This window comes from Verrucomicrobiia bacterium (assembly GCA_019634625.1).
In the GTDB taxonomy this organism is placed as follows: Bacteria; Verrucomicrobiota; Verrucomicrobiia; order Limisphaerales; family CAIMTB01; genus CAIMTB01.
In genome coordinates, this window is the sequence record JAHCBA010000004.1 from 237,007 (window position 1) to 257,468 (window position 20,462).

Annotated in this window: 5 protein-coding genes; 3 read left to right on the plus strand and 2 right to left on the minus strand. The window is 67.4% G+C overall.

Going from position 1 to position 20,462, the window contains the following annotated elements; genetic code table 11:
• Positions 1 to 67 precede the first annotated feature (67 nt).
• Positions 68 to 6,541, minus strand: coding sequence for a lamin tail domain-containing protein (locus tag KF833_04160; GenBank protein MBX3744481.1), 6,474 nt, complete (start codon positions 6,539 to 6,541; stop codon positions 68 to 70).
• A 372-nt stretch (positions 6,542 to 6,913) separates the two neighbouring features.
• On the opposite strand from KF833_04160, the gene KF833_04165 reads away from it, so the two are divergent.
• Positions 6,914 to 8,500, plus strand: coding sequence for a chitobiase/beta-hexosaminidase C-terminal domain-containing protein (locus KF833_04165; protein MBX3744482.1), 1,587 nt, complete (start codon positions 6,914 to 6,916; stop codon positions 8,498 to 8,500).
• 424 nt (positions 8,501 to 8,924) lie between these two features.
• The gene (locus KF833_04170; GenBank protein ID MBX3744483.1) at positions 8,925 to 17,429 is read left to right on the plus strand and encodes a PKD domain-containing protein; all 8,505 of its coding nucleotides are present in this window, start codon (positions 8,925 to 8,927) and stop codon (positions 17,427 to 17,429) included.
• 129 nt (positions 17,430 to 17,558) lie between these two features.
• Here KF833_04170 and mntR read toward each other — a convergent pair whose 3' ends face one another.
• A complete protein-coding gene (gene mntR / locus KF833_04175) occupies positions 17,559 to 18,002 on the minus strand; it encodes a manganese-binding transcriptional regulator MntR (GenBank protein ID MBX3744484.1) in 444 nt (147 codons plus the stop codon).
• A gap of 88 nt (positions 18,003 to 18,090) precedes the next feature.
• Here mntR and KF833_04180 point away from each other — a divergent pair, with 88 nt between their 5' ends.
• Complete coding sequence (locus KF833_04180) at positions 18,091 to 20,361, plus strand: TonB-dependent receptor (protein ID MBX3744485.1); 2,271 nt, start codon at positions 18,091 to 18,093, stop codon at positions 20,359 to 20,361.
• The last annotated feature ends 101 nt before the right edge of the window (positions 20,362 to 20,462 follow it).

Consider the following 20,462-nt stretch of genomic DNA (forward strand, 5'->3'; position numbering starts at 1 on the left):
ATGGGTTGAAGACTCGCGGAGCTCGTCCCTCCGATTCGCTGCCTCCTTCGCGGAACATACTCCTTCCTCACGGAAGTGGCGGCGTAACCACCCGGTAAAGCCGTCCGGGGCCCCCATCCGGCAACGGCAGCGTCACCGAATGCTCGTTGTCTGCGGCCTGGGTCGGGACTTGAACTGCGGTCATCCACACCCCTTCGCCCTGAAGGTCCCGGAGCTGGACGCTGTAGGCGCGTCCGGCAACCACCGGAAAACGAAGAATGACCGCCGGCACAGGCGCGACACGGACTTCCGGCTCGCGCAGTCGCAGGACTGATGCCGGGTCGCGGGGGTGCGTTCCGGCCAGGAACTCCTGGCGATTGGTGTGCCCGTCCAAATCAGGGTCGGCGTCCTCGCCGCTGACATTGGGATCCAGGCGTTCGCTCGGAGTGAAGTAAGTGGACAACCACGCCTCGTAACCCTGCAGTTCACCCTCCACCGTGATCACCAGGTCATCGGACACAGAACTGGCTCCGTCGGTGGCCGTGAGACGCAGGATGTAGGTACCCGGGCTGACAAAGGCAGCGGTCGTGCGGGGTTGGTGCGCCTGGCTGAAGGTTACCGTGCCCGGACCTTCAACGGCCGACCAGGTGAGGTTGACGACACCCGGGGGAATGGGCAGACCGTCGTCCCGGACGCTTCCCCGCAGAATCGCATGGGCGGGCCAGACCACTGTCTGGTCCGGGCCGGCCTGCACCACCGGCGGCGTGTCGGCTGGAAACGCATTGCCGGTGAGGTACAGGTCGAAGCTCAGATCACTGCTGCCGGCATTGACCTGATGAATGCGCACGGCCAGGACATTCTCGCCTTCAACCAGCAGGGCGGGATCCACGGCCTGTTCGTAAAACGCCGTCTCGTCGGCGCCCCCGACCACCTCGGTGGCAAAGGTGTTCCACCCAATGTCACCCTCCGGCATGTTGCTGCGGAATACCTCGACGCCATTGAGATAGACGATCCCTCCGTCGTCGCGGCGGAGGCCCACCTTCAAGGCGGTGAATGCGGACGCCTGGGTCACCGGGAACCGCTTCCGGAAAAAGGTGGTGGGATACTTGTTCGCCGCGTTGGGACCGAAACTCACGACCGTGGCCTCATCGCCATCGCCGTAACCGAGCTTCGCCGGGCCCGACGGCCATGCCGCATGATCGAAGGCCGGCTCCATCCAGCCGCCCGGCAGATCCGTGCCCCGATCCCAGTAATGCCAGACGCTGCCTTGAGCCACCACCACCCTGGCCGCGGCAGGGCGATCCACCGACACCATCACCTCGGCGCCCGCCTCCAGGGCGCCATCGTGCGCGGACAACCGGAACACATAGAGCCCCACGCCCGGCAGATGGACGTCCGTCTCGATCGCCTGCGAATGGTCGAACCACGCGGGAGCGGGCCCGGCGATCTGGGACCACCCAACGGTCGTGGCCCCGGGCGGAACCGGCATGCCATCGTCGGTGACCGTCCCGCGCAGGGTGACCGCGACCGGGAACATTGCGGATTGAACCGGAGGAACATCGGCAACCGACACCTGGGGCGGGCGGTTGCCCAGGTTGGGCAGGCCCGGGGACGGTCCTCCGGGACTGCTCCGCCAGTTCGCCGGATCGTCCCCGTAGGCCAGTGCATCGAGCCGTTCGAGCGAGACGCCCGCGGCCGCCACCGGCCATGGCGCCCGGGTGCGATAACGCACCTGGTCCACCACGATCTCCGGGATCAGCAGACTGCCTGAGTCGTCCACATCGGGATGGTCAGGGCGCAGCAATTGGAGTCGTTCCCCATCGCTCTGAAGCGTGCCGGGGAAAGGGCCGAGGACCGGCACCTCGCCGGGCACTCCGAACCGGCTGCGGAAGACCTCGGGATCGCCGGAGGTCACCACCACGAGGCCGCCGGGCGGAAGCACCAGGCCTGGAGGAAACCGGAATCCGATCCCGTTGATCCGCCAGGGGATGTCCGGGTGTTCCGGGTGGTGGAGCGGCACCGGGGAGTCCGTGACATTCTTGAGTTCCACGAACGCCGCCTGTCCCGGCGAAGGGAGCGAATGGATCTCACTGATGACCACCGGGCCGACGCGCGGGCCCGGATTGGCGGAACCCAGGGACAGCCCGGCCATCGGCGGATAATGCGTTTCTTGGATGCTGGTGACATGGCGCCCGAACGACACGCCATTGGCCGATGCCGGGAAGCTGAAGCCATGGCTGTATCCGGTGAGATTCCCGGCGGCGTCGCCGGAAAAGAGATACACCTCCTCGCCATGCGAACTGAAACTGAAACTCTCCGGCGCGCCCGGCACCGCATTGAAATGAGTCTCGTCGAACACCACATAGCCCCCGGCTTCAATCACCGTCGGCGCCGGAATCCGGTACTTCCGTGGCTGGGTCCTCCGGTCTGTCAGGTACCAATGCCCGATATCCACCGGCGACGCGGTCGGATTGTGCAACTCCACCGCGTCCAGCATGGGCGGATCGGTGTGAGCGAGCAGCTCGTTGACCAGGATGGGCGGAATCGCGATCGGCGCATCGTCGCGACCGGGTGATCCGCCCGGCGACTGGCTCGCCCTCCAGTTGGCCGGATCGTCCGGGTCCGGGTTGAGATTGGGATCGCGGGGCACCAGGGAAAATCCCCCCCCGGCGGCCGAGAGCGGCCACGGTTCGGTGGGCCGGTAGCGCACGGAGAAGATCGGCGTGCCCACCGCGTGTGCCAGCGTCACCCGCTCGCCGGCGTTGTCGAGCTGCCCTTCATACACACCGTCGATCGGCACCTCCGGATAGCGGGAGGCAAATGCTTCGGCATGGGAGACCAGGACCACGAACTGACCCGGTCCAATCTGGAAGCCGGTCGGGAATGTGTACCGAATGCCGGAGGTGAAGTGGACTCCGCCAAGGTCGAGTTCGTTGGGCCCGACATTCTTCAGCTCGATGAACTCAAGGTCCGTGCCGGCATGGCTCGCGGTGTCGGGCGGATGATACATGAGTTCGGTGATCCACAGGTCCGTAAAAGTCCGGATCAGCGTGTAGTCGGCTTCGTTCAGCGCGCTCCAGGTCGCACCACTCAGAACCCGGCTGCGAAGCCGTGCCGACTCCGCGAGACGGATCGGCCCGGAATACGCCCGGGCGCTGGGGGAGACACCCCCGCCGGGCAGGCGCGGATCGGATCCGTCCAGCGTGTAGTGAATGACGCCGGACGGGGCGGTGATGGCCACCTCGGTGTCAGGATCCAGGTGGCCGCCGTGCGGGGCAAAGGAGGGCGCCGTGACATTCGGGTACAAACCGGCGCTGCGAAGCTGGCTTAACACCACACCGGAACGCTGCGGGAGGAAGTTGTTCACGATCTGGTTCACCGCACTGACCCACGTGGCGCGCGTGTATGGCGTGCTCCGCTTGGCATCGCCCCAGCGGGCCGATTCCCCGACCACCGCCCGATCGATCTGCTCGGTGCGGCGGGTGAACAATTCGCGGGTGCGCCCGGGCGTGAGCACCCCGTCGTTGAAGAAATGGCGGTGCACATGATCCGCGACTTGCAGCCGAAACTCCGGATTCGCCTGCAGTCGCTGCCAGAGATACTGCGGATTGCTGTAGATCACCGAGGTGCTTCCCGCGGAATAGGGCCCGATCCGGCTGGCGTTCACATCCAGCAGGGTGTGCTCGGCGTCATGCACGAAGAAACGGAAGCCGTCCCGCGCCGTCCGGTTCCGCAGGCCGTACCAGTTGTTCGGCCGCGTGTTGCCAAGAAAGTTGGAGATCGGCGCATCGAGATTGCCCCCGTAGAGGATGATCAGCATGTAGTCGATCAGGTTCGGCACATCCAGGAGGACCTCATACTGCGGATTGGGAGTGCCATCCGGATGATTGCCCTGAACAAACTGGTAGGCGGCGTCCGAGGCGAACCCCGCCCGGGCCAGATTGTAGAGCCGGGTCCAGGCCTCCATGTCGCCGTCCGTCGCGTTCAACGTGTACGGCCCCGCCTCAACCTTGATCGTGTCATAGTCCTCCCGGCGCCCTCCATAATATGTCGCCCCAAAGGACGCCTCGGGCCGTTCACAGGTGTTGAACAGGCCGAAATAGTGGCCGTTGATGTACAGGTGATAAAACTCGCCCCGCTCGCCCTGGTGACCCATGGCCAGCTGGAGGTCGCGATTGAACTGGTCGCGCACAAAGACCCCCCGGGAATCGCCCTGAAAACTCCACGAGTAGTTTTGGAACGTCCGCAGATCGATCTTGTCGAAACTGTCCGCTCCCTCGTCGCCAAACAGCGGATAATTCAGTTTCCCGGCACCGTATTCCTGCCGGAAGAAAAGCCGGAAGGCGTGCTTGGGATTCGAGGTGCTGCGGCTGAATCCGCCCCGGATCCGGATGCCCGCACCCGTCTGGAACCCCGGTGTCCCGTCCGGATGCAGCAGCTCGATCGAGCAGGGCCTTTCCCATGCGCGCCCGTCCTGGCCGGGGTTCGCATAAATCCCCGTGGACCGGTCGAACAGATCGTTCAGGTCCATCACGACCGAAAACGACGGCAGACTCTTCAGATCGTCCTGGATCGTCGCCGCGTAGATCGGATTGTCCACCACCCGCGGGTCCATGCCGTAATCCACCACGTTCGCCCCCCAGCTCGACGGCCACCCGGGCGGCGGCGCCCCGTCCGCCGACTGTCGGATGACATCCCCGACAAAGATGTAGGTGTGGGTCTCCACCGGCGAAGGCTGGTACTGATCCCGGAACGCCGCCGCACTCACAACGGTCGTGCCCGAAATCCGCAACGGGCCCGAATACAGCCGGCCATTGTCCGGCGAAGGCGGCGTGCCGTTGGTGGTGTAGTAGATGGCCGCCCCCGGCGTACCGCTGAGGATCTCAAGGTCGAAGGCCGCGTCGTGGAACCCGCGTCCCGTGCTGAATCGCGGGCGCGCCGCAAATCCGAGAAACCCCTCGCCATTCGCCGATCCGGGCGTCGGATTCGAAAAGTAGAACGGGGACGACGTCGCAATCCGCTCATCATCCAGCACCAGGCGGAGCAGGAACCGCGGGTCGTCCCGCGTGTGATTGAACCCCTGCAGGGCAAGCACATTGGCGCCGGCCCGGAGCCGGGAGAGATGGGCCGACAGGGGAATGTCCTCCGGGATCATCCCCAGTCCGGGCGGGCGTGCCGCCGGGGCGGTGGCCGGCGCTCCCGCCGGCGCCGGCGCGTTGCGGCGTGCCACCTCGTGGCCGTTGAGATAGGCGATGAACCCGTCGTTGTACTGGATGCGAAGGATCAATGACTCGAGTTCCTCCGGCTGACTCACAGTGAACGGAACTCGCAGATACACCGAGGTGTGCCGGTCCCGCATGGCCGATTCGAGATCGGTGGCGATGAGCGATCGGAAGGACCCATCCCCGCCTCCCGTGACCGGAGTCGAGCGGACCGCCAACCCGCCCTGCCCGGTGTCGCCCACCAGGCGGAACACCCCCGCAGACCACGCGGCGCGCGTGCCTGGCGCGGCAAACAACTCAAGTCCGGCGCCGCCTCCGCGTTCGAAGTACACCAACCGGAGCGGATAATCGCCCGGCGCCGGCACCTGGAACGTCCCCAGCGTGTCGGCCGGCCCCCGGGGATTGGGAAACGACATCTCGAACGTCCCGAGGGTCAGCCGGAATCCGTCGTCGCTGTTCACCCCGAACGTCCACGGACCCGCACTGGGGAGCGTCACCACGCCGGTGGCCTCGATGACAAAGTCATCCACGTCCACGCCGATGCTCTGACCGGGGAACGGGCGGTTGTTCTCGTAACGGCCTTCCCCGCCGGTGTTGAAGTAGTTGAGCACCGGGGCGTTCTCCTGGACCACTCCCACCTGAAGTGCTGGATCGGCCAGCACACGGTCCGCATCCGCCACGCTGTTCACCAGGATGCTGGCCTTCACATTGCGCACGGCGAACCCCGGCGTCTCCGTCTCGTACCCGATGCCGGTGGTCACCGCGGTCCACGAGGCGTCGTTGAAGTCCGGCTCCGTCCACGCCGTGTCGGCGTCCAGAATGTCACTGGCGGGCCACCGCAGACGCCCGGGTGCCGGCGCGGCCAGCAGCCGGTGAATCGTCGCCTGCTGGCCGATCCCGTAGGAGATGTCGCGAAACTGCTCCGGAAACGCCGGCGCGAAGGACGATGCCACCGTCACCCCGTCCGGCCCGACCAACGCGAGGTACTCGCCCGAGGCGTCCAGGCTGAAGCTGGTGTGCAACGGACCGCCCGCCTGGGTCCGGTTCTTCCCCGAGGCGAACACCACCAGGAAGGCGCGCGGCGCCAGTTCCACCGACGGAAACCGCCACTTGGTCGGGTTGCCCGCGCTGTCCGTCAGGGCCCATCCCCCCAGGTTGACCGCCTCCGCCCCGGCGTTGTGAAGCTCGATCCAGTCCGGGTAATCGCCATCCTCGTCCGCCAGGGTCGATCCGTTGCTGGCCATGAACTCGGAGATCACCACCTGCGCCGGGGCCCGCACGACAAGGTTCAGAATCACAAGCGCCATCCCCAGCGCCGCCAGCTTCGGCATCATCGACATGCGTTCACCACTGCCCCATGGGCAACCGAATGACAATACGGTTTGGAACAACCACTGCCCCACGGGAGAATCCGGGGGGAATGGAAGGGGGATTGGGGAGTCAGGGTTCCAGTTCTGCGTGTCCAGTTCTGCGTTGACGCGGCACGGTGGGCACGATGACGCTACGGGGCGTTGTATGGTTTCGACACGCTTGGCGAAGGGTCGTTATTCGGATTCAAGTCCGCGGACGCGCTTCCTCCGAGGGGTCGTGTCACGGGTTTGGAGTTCAATCAGAACCAGGCCGGCCTGTGGCATCTGGGTCCGTTCCTCTTGGTGAGCTACCCGACGACGTCCCGTCCTCTGTCACACCCCCTTCCAATTCTGGATTCATGTATGAGCATCCCGTCCCGTTTCGTCCGCTGCCTGGCTGGAGTTGCGGCGGCGTTCCTTGGCATCGCCGCGAGCGGGACGGAGCCGCCAGCACGGCAGCTCCTCGCACATTGGAGGCTGGACGCGGCTGAGGGGCGGACGATCGGCGATGAGACCGGCCAGTGGCCAGGAACGCTGTCGGTAGCCGGGGCGACAATCGTCCCGGGCGGCGTGTCCGGAAGCGCACTTCAACTGTCTGCCGCCGGGAGCGGCTTCGCGGCGTTCGGGCAGGTCCTCCCGCTCCTGAACACTCCGTTCACCATCTCGCTATGGGTTCGGATGCCGGCGGGCAGTCCCGATGGCATACCCATATCGAAGCATCTCCCCGGACAGGCCACCGGGTACTACATCAGCATTCAACCTTCCGCCGGAACAATCGCCGCCTTTGCCGGAAGCGAGCCCGGTATCGCAACGCCCGCCGTCATCGCCGACGATCGATGGCATCACCTCGCCCTGACCCGGGCAGCCGGGGGCGAATTGAGGCTGTACGTGGACGGCGAACGGCGGGCGGTTGCGATGACCGGCCCCTTGACCGCAACGCCGGCTCAACTGGTCCTTGGCGGAACCGATTCCGGAACTCCCAACGGCGCATTCACGGGACTCCTGGATGACGTGCAGATTTATGGCGACGCCTTGTCCGACGGAGAAATCGCCTTTCTCCGATTGACGCCCGGCTATCCGCTGCAGGAGCCCCGCATCCTGCTGATTCTTCCCCCCGACGGTCCGCTCACCGCCGACGAAAAGGTGTCCCTTTTCACGTCGATCCCGAACGGGCAGATCCATTACACGGTGGATGGATCCGAGCCCGTGGCTGCATCGGCTCTCTATCGGGAACCTTTGCTGCTGCGACCCACGGCTCCGGTGGTGGTGAGGGCCCGGGTGTTCGTGAATGGATTCGCGGTCAGCGATATCGAGGAGGCGCGCTATGAACCCGACGTGGGCGTTCGCATCTCGCCGTCAGGCCGGCCCTTCGTCGATTCCATTCTGGTGTCGCTCTCCTCCTCGGTCTCGGGCGCGATGGTCCGCTGGACCGCCGACGGATCGGAGCCGACCGCCGACTCGAGGTTGTACGAGGGAACCATCCGGTTGACCGAACGCACGCTCGTCCGCGCACGGGCCTTCCTGGGGAGGTTCCCGGTCAGCGAGATTCTCGATGCCCTTTACGAGCGGTTGTACGTCTTCGAGGACGACGGGATTCCGGACGAGTGGAGGGAACTTCATTTCGGGCCTGGATTCCGATTCGATCCACGTGCCATCGCCTCGGCAGATCCGGATGGCGATGGGGCTTCAAATCTTCAGGAATACTGGGCGGGGACCGATCCGCTGGACCCGAATTCGGGGTTCCGAATCCAGGTGAAATGGGCACCCGTCATTGTCTTCCCCTCGGTCGAAGGCCAGCGCTTCCGGGTTCATCGCTTCACCTCGCTGACGACCGGCGAGACCACGATTGTCGGCGACATCTTCGCCACCGGACCCACGACCAGCTTTGCAGATCCGTCTCCGGGGGCATCCCGGGATGCAGCCTACTACGTGGTGGAGCGTTTGCCTTAGAGCCTGTCTGAAAATTGGAAGGGGCCCTGCGACGAGGGGTTTTGGCCTGGGCCAAGGCGGCGAGGCCGGCGCATCCCCGCAGCGGGCTGTAACGGTCGAGCCAACGCACGCCCAGCCCGAAAGGACCGTCGCCCGGAGGGTTTTCGCGGAATAGGCCGGATGGCTTCGTGGATCCTCGGTCACAGACCGCGGGCGGGTAGGCTCCCTCCTCGCGCCTCGCCATCCAGCCTTTTCCGCGACAACAGGGCCCCTTCCAGTTTTCAGAAAGGCTCTGAGCGCCCGCTTCCGTCCCTGCCTCCTCACCCGCCACTCAGGGATGCACCGCAGCGCGGAAACGTCACCCGCCGCCGTTTGACACCCTTGGGCCGGAGCAGCACCGTACCGCGTCCAGGTCGGGTGAATTCCGGCAACCGGGCATTCCATCATGCGATCCACCCTCCGCATTGCGGCCGTCTTCTTTTCACTGCTGGTTGTAATCCTGGTCTGGCCGAAACGCGCGTCAGAACCCGTCCCGCCAGCTCCCTCCGCCGCGTACAGTGACCAACCCGCGCCGGATTCCGTCGCCACCCGGTCCGATCCGCCCCCCCCAACGGTCGCCAGCCCGTTGCCCGATGAACCGCTCGTTGATTCCGGGCCAGCTCCCTTGCCGGCGTCCGCCACCGTCGATGCCGCCTTGCGCGCCTTCGACGATTGGCGCGCCACCCTGGGCCGGCCAGGCGATGCCTGGTCCGAAGACCGCATCGCCGAAGGCACCGCCCTGGCCCGCGCCCGCCGTGAAGCCCTGCGCCAACTGATTCCGCGCGACCCGAAACGCGCCCTCGCCGCCGCCCTCTCCTGGTCGGACCGGCAGGGTCTGCCTGAACCGATTCTCGCCGAACTCGAGGAATGGATCGCCGCCCGCGGACAATTCGAAGTGTGGTGCGCCACCCTCCTGCCGGGCCGGGCGCTTCCCCCCTCGCCGGTCCCCCAACCAGGCCGCGACGGATCGTCGCCCGAACTCTGGGGCGATTCCCTGCGCACCCCGGCAGGCGACCCGTTTCTGCGCGGGTTTACCCTGCCGGATCGCTCATTCCAGGCATTCGTGTACGGGCGCCGCCGCACCCAGCAAACCGCCGATCCGGTCACGCTGTTCGGCATCGCCATCGACGATCTCCTCGCGGTTCACGAAGAGCCGGCCCGCATCCTCGACCCCGCCGAAGCGACAGCCCGCCACGCCATGCCGGCCGATGCCCAACCCCGTTGCGGCTGGACCGGTCAACCCATCCCCGACCCCTCCCTGGCCGTCATCGTCGAGTACGGCACCCGGGCCTTCGCCCTCGCCGATGGCAGCGCCGCCGGCCGGATGCTCCATCAACTCGCATCGTCCGAACCCGGCTTCATCCGCCCCACGCTCGCCCCCGGTTTCCGCAATCACGCCCAGGGAATCAAACGCCTGCTCTTCATGCGCGCCCGGTTCCCGGACGATCTTCGCGAACCCATCAGCGAGGCCGAGGCCGCCGAGGTCATGCAGGCCGCCAACGACTACTTCGTCGCCGGCTCCTTCAACACCCTCTCGATCATCTCCACCGTCGGCCCCCTCGTCACCCTCCCCCAACCCAAGCTCTACTACGGCGTGCGCGGCCCCGGCGCCCTGCTCCGTGATGCCCGCGCCGCCACCCGCTCCGCCGGCATCGAACCCGACGTCTTCGACCTCGACATGGTCCGCTTCGAAAACGTCCCCGGCTTCAATTGGGGCGGCCTCGCTGCCGTCGGCGGTCGCGGCCTCTGGCTCCAGAGTTCCAGCCTCGGCGTCATCTGCCACGAACTCGGCCACAACCTCGGACTCCTCCACGCCAACTTCTGGAACACCGTCCGCCCCGATCTCCCCGACAATCCCCAAAACCTCCCCTTCGATCCCGATTCCCTCGTCGGACTCGACAGCATCCTCGGGCCCGGCGACGACATCGAGTACGGCGATCCCACCGATGTCATGGGCCAGGGCGGTGACAACGCCCACTTCACCGCCCTCCACAAGACCCTCCTCGGCTGGATCCCCGCCACCGGCATCACCGAGGTCTCCACCACCGGCGCCTACCGCGTCATGGCCCACGACGCCGGCGTCCTCGATGCCGCCCTCGCCCAGGTCCTCCGCGTGCGCAAGGACGCCGAACGCGCCTACTGGATCAGCGCACGGTCCCGTTTCCCCGACAACCCCTGGCTCGCCAACGGCATCCAGCTCCACTGGAACAACTGGCACCAGGCCATCGGCAGCAGCCAGCTGCTCGACACCACCCCAGGCTCCGGTCACGGCACCCAGGATGCCGCCGTCGTCCTCGGCCGGACCTTCGCCGATCCCGCCGCCGGAGTCTTCATCACCCCGCTCGCCCGCGGCACCGAATCCATCGCCGGCCGCGCCGTGCCCTATTTCGATGTCTTCGTCGCCCTCGGATCGTTCCCGGACAACCGCCCCCCGGAACTCGAACTCGTCGCCAGCGCCACCCAGGTCGCCGTCGGTCAACCTGTGGAATTCCATGCCTCCGCCGGCGATCCCGACGGCGATCCCGTCGCCTTCTCCTGGGACCTCGGAAACGGCCTGCCCGGCCCATCGCAGGCGACCGTCACCCACCAGTGGGACTCCCCCGGCGACTACGTCGTCCGCTGTGAAGTCACCGACCTCCGCGGAGGCCGCGCCGCCCGGCATACCGTCGTCCGGGTCGGTTTCGTCAACACCCTCCGCATCTCCGGCCAGGTCCTCGATCCCAGCGGCCAACCCCTCCTCGGTGTCCGCGTCCACAACGGCCTCTCCGACACCAACCGCCCCTATGCCGAGGACTACCGCTGGGCCTACACCGACACCGACGGACGCTACACCCTCACCGGCCTTCCCCCCGGCGAATACCCGGTCGGCGCCGTCCTCGACGGCTACCAGATTCACCCCCTCAACTTCCGGCGCCCCCTCATTCTCAATGAGTTCACCGGCGTCAACGTGAACTTCATCGCCGCCGCCCTCCCCGAGGTGAACGTCTCCCGCGTCGCCGACGGTTCCGAAAGCCCGTCCGCACCCGCGGTGTTCCGCGTCGCCCGCTCGGGAACCGCCGAAGAACTGCTCCGTGTGTTCTTCCGCGTCGCCGGCACCGCCACCCCGGGAATCGACTACACCCCGTGGCCGCTGACCGAGACACAGATCAACACGGTCCCAACCCTCCTCAACCCCGTCGAGCAGTCCATCGAGTTCTCCTACGTCGATCTGCCCCCCGGCATCCTCGCCACCAATCTCAGCTTCCCCGTCCTGACCGATTCCCTCACCGAAGGCGACGAATCCCTCGTCGTCACCCTCGCCTATCCCGTCTCCCGCACCGTCGAGGCCGATCCCGATCCCATCACCTTCGACATCCCCGGCTGGGAGGTCCTCTCCGACAACGGCCAGAATACCTGGTTCCAGACCCGCCCGCCCTACCGGCTTGGCCCTCGCGACGAAGCCGTTGCCCGTCTCCTCGATGCCGCCCCCCCCGGCCCGCCCGTCCTCTCGATCGTGGCCCTCGATCCCGAGGTCTCCGAAAATGCCGGTGACTCGGCTACCTTCCTCATCACCCGGTCCGGCGGCACGCCCCCGGGCGAACTGATCATCCCACTCGACATCGGTGGCACCGCCACGCCCGGCGAAGATTACCTGCCGCTCCCCTCCCCGGTCCGCATGTCCCCCGATGCCGAAACACTCCGCCTCATCGTCGAGGTCCTCGAAGACGATTACATCGAGGGCAACGAAACGGTCCTCGTCCGCCTCCTCCCCGGCGCCGGCTACACCCTCGGCAATGCCGCCGCCACCGTCACCATCGTGGACAACGACCTGCCCCAGGTCACCGTCACCGCCCTCGATCCCGTCTTCAGCGAGAGCAGCTCCGGCGCACGCGTGGCCTTCCAGCGCTCCGGCAACCTCGCCCGCCCCCTCGAAGTCGATTACCTCCTCGCCGGCACCGCCACCGCCGGCCTCGACTACATCGCCCCCCCGGGTCGCATCGTCATCCCCGCCGGTGCCAGTTCCGCCATCCTCACCCTCGTCCCCATCAACGACACCCTCGTCGAAGGCGACGAAACCATCGAGATCCGCATCGGCGACAGCCCGGCCTACAACGTCGCCATCCCCGGCCAGGCCCTCCTCGTCCTCCTCGATGACCAATTCCCCACGGTCACCGTCGAGGCCACCGTCCCCGAAATCACCGAGGGCGGTGACCCCGGCCAGTTCGTCGTCCGCCGCACCGGCCCCGCCTCCCAACCCCTGACCGTCCTCTACCGGCTCGGTGGCAGCGCCATTCACCAGGCCGACTACGTCGCCAGCGGCGATCGCATCGTCATCCCCGCCGGACTCCTCCAGGCCGCCATTCCCGTCATCCCCATCGACGACGCCATCCGCGAGGACGACGAAACCATCGACATCGAACTCCTCCCCGATCCCGCCTACAACGTCGGCTCCCCGTCCCGCGCCGCCATCCTCCTCCTCGACAACGACGACTCGACCCTCGCCGTCGGCTTCGCCCTCCTCTCCTCCAGCGGCCCCGAATCCCTCGCCCAACCCGAAATCGCCGTCCGCATCTCCGGCAACCCCGACGAAGGCGACGACAACATCGTCACCGTCGCCTGGGAAATCCTCGGCGGCTCCGCCACCCGCGGCGTGGACTACACCCTGACCAATGGCACCCTCTCCTTCGCCTACCTCGATCCCGAGGAGGACGAGCCGCTCGCCAATCGCCTCGCCTTCATCCCCCTCCTGATCCTCGACGACGACCTTCCCGAACCCGACGAAACCATCCTCATCCGCCTCCGCATCGCCCCCACCCTCCTCCCCTCCGACGACCCCGAGTCCCCGCCCAACCTCGTCACCAACGGCGTCCTCGATGTCTATGCGGTCCACACCTACACCATCCTCGACGATGACCTCGCCTCGGTCCGTGTCGTCGCCTCCAACCCCGTCACCGCCGAGGGTTCCGACATCCCGGGCCGCTTCACCATCGAACGGACCGGCCGCACCAACACCGCCCAGACCGTCCTCTTCCACCTCTCCGGTTCCGCCAGCCCGGGCAGCGATTACCTCGATGTCCCACGCTTCGTCACCCTCCCCCCGGGACGCCTCACCGCCGAGGTCCTCATCGTCCCCATCGATGATCCCATCGCCGAGTACCGCGAGAATGTCGTCCTCACCCTCGTCCACGCCCCCGGCGCCGCCATCGGCTCGCCTTCCCGCGCCGAGGTCTTCATCGACGACAACGACGGCACCCTCGAGTTCGCCGCCGCCCGATGGACAGCCTCCGAGTCGGACGGCTCCGCCCGCATCGCCGTCCGCCGCACCGGCAAGCCCGACATCACGGCGACCGCCAGCTACCAGACCCTGCCAGGCACCGCCGTTCCCGCCGTCCTTACCAACGGGCTCTGGGTCGGCGACTACCTCCACACCGAAGGCACCCTCACCTTCGCCCCCGGCGTCCTCCTCCAGGAGTTCGAGGTGCCCCTCGTGGACAACGACAGGGTGGACGGCCTCCGGACGGTCCTCCTCTCCCTCACCCGCGGTTCCGACCAGTTCCCCCTCGGCGGCCAGAACTCCGCCATCCTCACCATCCTCGATGACGATTCACTCCTGTCCGCCGGCACGAACGTGCTCGCCGCCGTCGAAAGCGATCCCGAGGCCATCGTAACCCTCGAACGCACCGGCCCCATCCACGAACCCCTCGTGGTCAACTGGGTCACGGCCGACCTGACCGCCACCGCCGGACAGGACTACGTCGCCTCCGAGGGAACCCTCACCTTCCCCGCCGGATCCCGCTCCGCCACGCTCTTCGTCCCCCTCCTGAACGACTTCGAGATCGAAGGCGACGAGGTCTTCGTCGTCCGCCTCTTCCGCGAATCGGGCACCCCGGTCGGTGAGGTCCCGGTGATCATCGTGGACGACGATTGCGCCATCGAGTTCGCCACCGACCATGTCGAAATCGACGAGGACGCCGGCACGCTCGAAGTCACCGTCCTGCGCCGCGGCGGCCCCATCAAACCGGTCGCCGTGGACTACGCCACCGTCCCCGGCACCGCCACCCCGGGCGAAGATTACCTCCCGGTCACCGGCACCCTCCTCTTCCTCGGCAACCGCTTCGAAACCCTCACCGACGGCAGCGGACTGACCGTCTTCCGGGAAGGTGAAACCAACCTCACCGTCCGCGTCCCCATCATCAACGACTCCCTCGGCGAACCCGACGAGACCTTCCGGATCGTTCTCTCCAATCCCCGCCCCGGAAACCCAGGTCTCCTCACCCCGTTCGTCACCCTCGGCTCCCCGTCGGAGGTCACCGTGACCCTCCGCGACACCGAATCCCCGGGACGCGTGGACGACACCTTCCAGCCCGGCTTCGGCGCCGATGCCACCGTCCGTGCCCTGGCCATCCAACCGGACGGCAAGATCGTTGTGGGCGGCGATTTCCAAACCCTCGACGGCGTGGTCCTGCCCCGGCTCGGACGCCTCCACGCCGACGGTTTCCTCGATCGCAGCTTCAATCCCGGCTCGGGCCTCAACGGCAGCGTCCTCGCCATCGCCCCGGTCGCCGACGGCCGCCTTCTCGTCGGTGGCACCTTCTCCATCGTGGACGGAACACCCCAACCCCACCTCACCCGGCTCGAACCCGACGGAACCCGCGCCGCGGATTTCAATGTCCCCACCGACGGACCCGTCCGCGCCCTCGCCCGCAACGCCGCCGGCAACCTCTACGCAGGCGGCGATTTCACCCGCGTCGCCGGAACCCTCACCCCGGGCATCGCCAGGTTCCTTCCCAACGGCGATCCCGACCCGTCCTTTGCCACCGGCTCCCATGGACGCACCGGCGTCGTCGCCGTGGCCCACGCCGACGTCGGCGCCTGGGCCGGCGGCACCTTCCCGTCCTGGGGCCAGACCGGCGCCCGCTTTCTGGTCCGGCTCGCCCCCGACGGCACGCCCGATCCGTCCTTCCCCGCCGCCGCCTCGCCCGACGGCCCGGTCCATGCCCTCGCCTCCGCCCCCGACGGCAGCCTGTATGTCGCCGGCGCCTTCGCCCATGTCGGCGGACTCCCGCGCACCCGCCTCGCCCGGATCCTCCCCGGAGGTTCCCTCGATGGCTCGTTCGATCCCGGCCCTTCAGCCGATGCCGTCGTCCTTGCCGCCGGACTCCAGTCCGAAGGCCGCGTCGTCATCGCCGGCGCCTTCGGGCTCTACGCCGATTTCCCCGCCGGTCGATTCCTCCGCCTCGATCCGTTCGGCCAGCCGGATCTCACCTTCTTCCGCGGCACCGGCGCCAACGACACCGTCCGCGCCCTCGCCGTCCAGCCCAACGGGGCCTTCATCCTCGGCGGTGACTTCACCACCATCAACGACCGGCCCCGCCTCCGCCTGGCCCGCATCCACGCCGACGAGGCGTTCGCCGAGGGCTTCGTCGAGTTCGCCACCCCGGTCTTCACCGCACTCGAAACCGACGGCGAAACCACCATCACCGTCCGCCGCTCCGGCTCCGCCAAAACCGAAGCCCGCGTCACCTACGCCACCACCGATGGCACCGCCACCGCCGGCGAGGATTACCTCGCCGCCACCGGAGAACTCGTCTTCGCCCCCGGCGAAACCGAACGCACCTTCTCCATCCGCCTCCTCGACGACGATCTCCCCGAGGGCAGCGAAACCGTCCTGCTCCTCCTTGCCGATCCCGTTGGCGCCGCCCTCGGACGCATCGCCACCGCCACCCTGGTGATCGCCGACAACGAACCGGCCCTGGCCTTCGACCTCCCTGCCATCGAGGTCCCCGAAAACGCCGGCTCGGTCCAGCTCGTCGTCCGCCGCTCCGGACCTCTCGAAGGCGAAGTCCACGTCGCCTTCTTCACCGAGGAAGACACCGCCACCGCCGGCTCGGACTTCGTCCCCGCCTCCGGGATCCTGGTCTTTCCCCCGGGAATCCCCACCCGATCCATCCACATCGAAATCCTCGATGACGCCGAAATCGAAGGGCCTGAATCGTTCCGCGTGCACCTCGCCGATCCCTCCCCGGGCATCGCCCTCGGTTCCCAGTCCGTCGCCGTGGTCACCCTCCTCGATGACGATCGCCCGCCGACCCACTTCACGCTCACCGTCCAGCCCGGCCCCGGCGGAATCGTCACTCCCGGCTCCGGCCAGTTCCCCGTCCAGTCCACCGTTCAGGTCCGGGCCATCCCCAATCACGGCCTCGAATTCACCCGCTGGGAAGGCACCGTGATCTCCGCCGACAATCCGCTGTCCCTCCTCATGGACCGCAACCACGTCCTCACCGCCCGGTTTCGCCCGCGCAGTTACCTTGACGACTTCGAGACCGGCGATTTCTCCCGCCTGCCCTGGCGCTCCCACGGCGACGCCCCGTGGCGTGTCACCGACGACACCGCCGCCAGTGGCCGCTACTCCGCCCGTTCGGGTGCCGTGCCCCATCGCGGCCTCAGCGTCCTCGAACTGGTCCATACCACCTTCGCCGGCGGCGGCAGCTTCGATTTCCGCACCGACTCCGAAACGGGCTGGGACTTCCTCGAATTCCACATCAACGGCGAACGGATCGAACGCTGGTCCGGCAACCTCGGCTGGCAAACATTCCAGTTCAATGTCCCCGCCGGCACCCACCTCTTCGAATGGCGCTTCACCCGTGATCCCACCTTCGGCGAGGGACAGGACGCCGTCTGGATCGACAACCTCGATCTCCCCGACGAACCGCCGCCCGCCACCGCCCCAACCCTCACCCTGCATCGCACCGGCGCCATCCTGACCCTCCAGGCCTCCGGCGCACCCGGCCGCCTCCACACCCTCGAAGTCTCCCCCGATCTCCGCCTCTGGACCCCCCTCTCCTCACAAACCGCCGGTTCCCCCGCCTTCCCCATCGATCCCCCGCCGCCCGGTATCCCCGCGCACTTCTACCGCGTCCGCGTGGACTGATCCCCGCACGCCTTCCGAAGGGACCCTCCGGAGCAACCCTCCGGAGGAACTCTTCGGAGGGACGAGCTCCGCGAGTCCTCATTCCACCGCACCACTCCCTGTCAGGCGAATCCATCCACGGACCGGCCGTCACGTCCTCCGGTCCTTCAAGAACCGCTCGAACGCCGCCAGCGTCTCCGGACTCACGTGGTGCTCCATCCCCTCCGCATCGATCTGCGCCACCTTCTCCGGAACCCCCAGCCGGCACAGGAAATCCACCACCAGCGTGTGCCGCCTCTCGCACCGGTGCGCCAGATCCCACCCCGCCTCGGTCAGAAAAATCGCCCGGTACGGCTGCGACGTCACCAGCCCGTCCCGACGCAATCGCGCCAGCGTCCGGTTCACCGTCACGTGCGTCACCCCAAGTCGCTTCGCCAGATCCACCAACCGCGCCTCCCCCTGGCTCTCCATCAACTCCGCAATCGCCTCCACATAGTCCTCGGCGATCTCCGTCGCATGCTCCCGCCGCGTCCGGCGAAATCCCTCGGCCTGCGCCGCCGCAGGACGGGTCCGTGGGGATGGACTCGATGACACGCCCGCAACCCTACCCGCCGCCGCCCCAAGCTTGACAACGCGAAAGCCCTTTTGTAGCTAGAGCTACATGTTGTCTCCTAAACGACAAATGGGGCACCCGGATTCCCGCCCCTCCCCCCTCGCCCTGCCCCGCGCCTTCGTCGCCTGCCTCGCCCCACTCGTCGTCCCCTCCCCAGCCATCGCCAATCCCCCCACCCCTCCTTCCACCGGAACCCAAACCTCAGTCCTCGACCCCGTCCTCGTTACCGCCCCAGCCCCAACCGCAGCGCCCCCGCTCGCCCTCGCCGAATCCCCCGTCCGCACCGAAATCCTCCGCCCCGCCGATCTGCCCTTCGCCGTCTCCCCCAAACTGTCCGATCTCCTCGACTACCAGCCCGGCCTCCGCGTCGAGAGCAACTGCCAGAACTGCAACGCCTCCGAACTCCGCGTCCTCGGCCTCGCCCAGTCCTACCTCGCCATCACCACTGACGGTCTCCTCACCGTCTCGGGCCTCGCCGGCGTGTACGGCCTCGAACAAATCCCCACCACCATCCTCGACCGAATCGAAATCACCAAGGGCGGCGGCTCCGTCCTCCACGGCCCGGGGGCCGTCGCCGGTTCCCTCAACCTCGTCCCCCGCGATCCCACCCACACCCACTTCGACCTCGACGCCACCTGGCACCGCATGGAAGGCCGATCCTCCGGGGACCGGCCCAACACCGACGTCGTCGCCGTCTTCGAAACCATGGCCCGCAACGCCCCCTTCGGCGTGATCGCCTACGGCCTCCAGAGCTTCGTCCAGGGAATCGACCTCAACCGCGACCGCTTCACCGAAGTCACGCGCCGCGACCTCTACGGCGGCGGGCTGCGCACCGTGTACCGGCCCTCGCCGGAAGTCCGCCTTGCCCTCGATTACTTCTACAGCTTCGAGAACCGCCGCGGCGGCGAGGACGGTCCGGCCCTCGACCTCCCCGACCACGAAACGTTCCTTTCCGAACACCTCGAATCCGCCCGCCATGTCGGCCTCCTCACCTGGGATCATGAGGTGTCCGACGCCTTCGACTACCGGCTCGGCTTCGCCGCTGCCCGCACCGACCGCGACAGCTACTACGGCGGTGTCGGCCCGCTCGGCTACGCCCCTCCCGGCACGCCCGATCATGACCCGCGGGTCCCCGAACGCCTTGCCACCCGGTTCCCGGAATTCACCGGCGCGTTCGACGACCCCTCCGGCCCGTTCTACCGGGCCGACTGGTCCCCTGCCCTCGGGTACGGCACCACCGGCAATCTCCTCCTCAGCACCGATCTCCTCGCCCATCGCCACTTCGGCGAGGACCACACCCTGTCCGCCGGCTACCAGTTCCGGTCGGAATCCATCGACGATCGCACCGGACTCGGCCGCACCTTCCGCGACCGCTACGAAAACCACGGCCTCCTCCTGCAGCACACCTGGCGAATGTCGGACCCTTGGGAGGTGGTGTACGGCATCCGCGGGGACCATCACTCCGCCGTCCAGTCGGTGATCCCCTCGCCCCGGGCCGCCATTCTTTACCGGCCCACCCCCGACTTCGACCTCCGCTTCGGGGCCGCCACCGGATTCCGCGCGCCGGAACTCTTCGACGAGGACCTTCACATCTCCAATGTCGGCGGTGAACTGGTGGTGGTCTCGCCCCACCCCGATCTCCGCGAGGAACGTTCCCACGCCTTCCACCTCAGCCCCGTCTGGCGCTTCGCCCCAGGCTGGGAACTCGGCGGCCATCTCTTCCATACCGGACTCCAGGATACGTTCTTCACCGACCTCGCCACCGACGACCCGGACACCCCGGGCGTGATCGAGGCCACCAAGATCAATGCCGGTCGCGCCGAAATCTTCGGCGCCGAAAGCTCCCTCCTCTATCGCACCGGCCGCTTCGCCGCGGAACTCGGCTATGTCGAACAGCGCTCCCGGTTCGCCCATCCCCAGGTTCTCCTGGGCTCGCCCGACGATCCCCTCGACCCGCCCGTGACCAGCCGGCGCTTCGCCCGCACCCCCGACCGCTACGGCGTCGCGAAGATCACCTGGGACGACCGTCGCTGGCGCGCCTTCGTCGCCGCCCGCATCACCGGCCCGATGGACGTCCCCCACGTCGTCAACCACCCCACCACCGGCGAACTCCTCCAAAATGAACTCGCCCGCTCCCCCTGGTTCGTCACCGTGGACCTCGGGGCGGCCCGCACCTGGACCCTCGGCGGTCACCACCGGCTCACCCTCCAGGCCGGCGTGAAAAACGTCTTCAACGAGTACCAGGACGATCTCGATGCCGGTCCGTTCCGGGATCCCGCCTACGTGTACGGAACCCGTTTCCCCCGTACCTGGTACGCCGGATTGACGCTCGCCTTCTGAACCCTGCCCATCCCCATCCCACACGCCAGCGCAATGCGCCGCAACCGAACGACAACAAAGGGCAAGGAACCGGGAGACCTCCCCCCCGCTTCCCGATGATC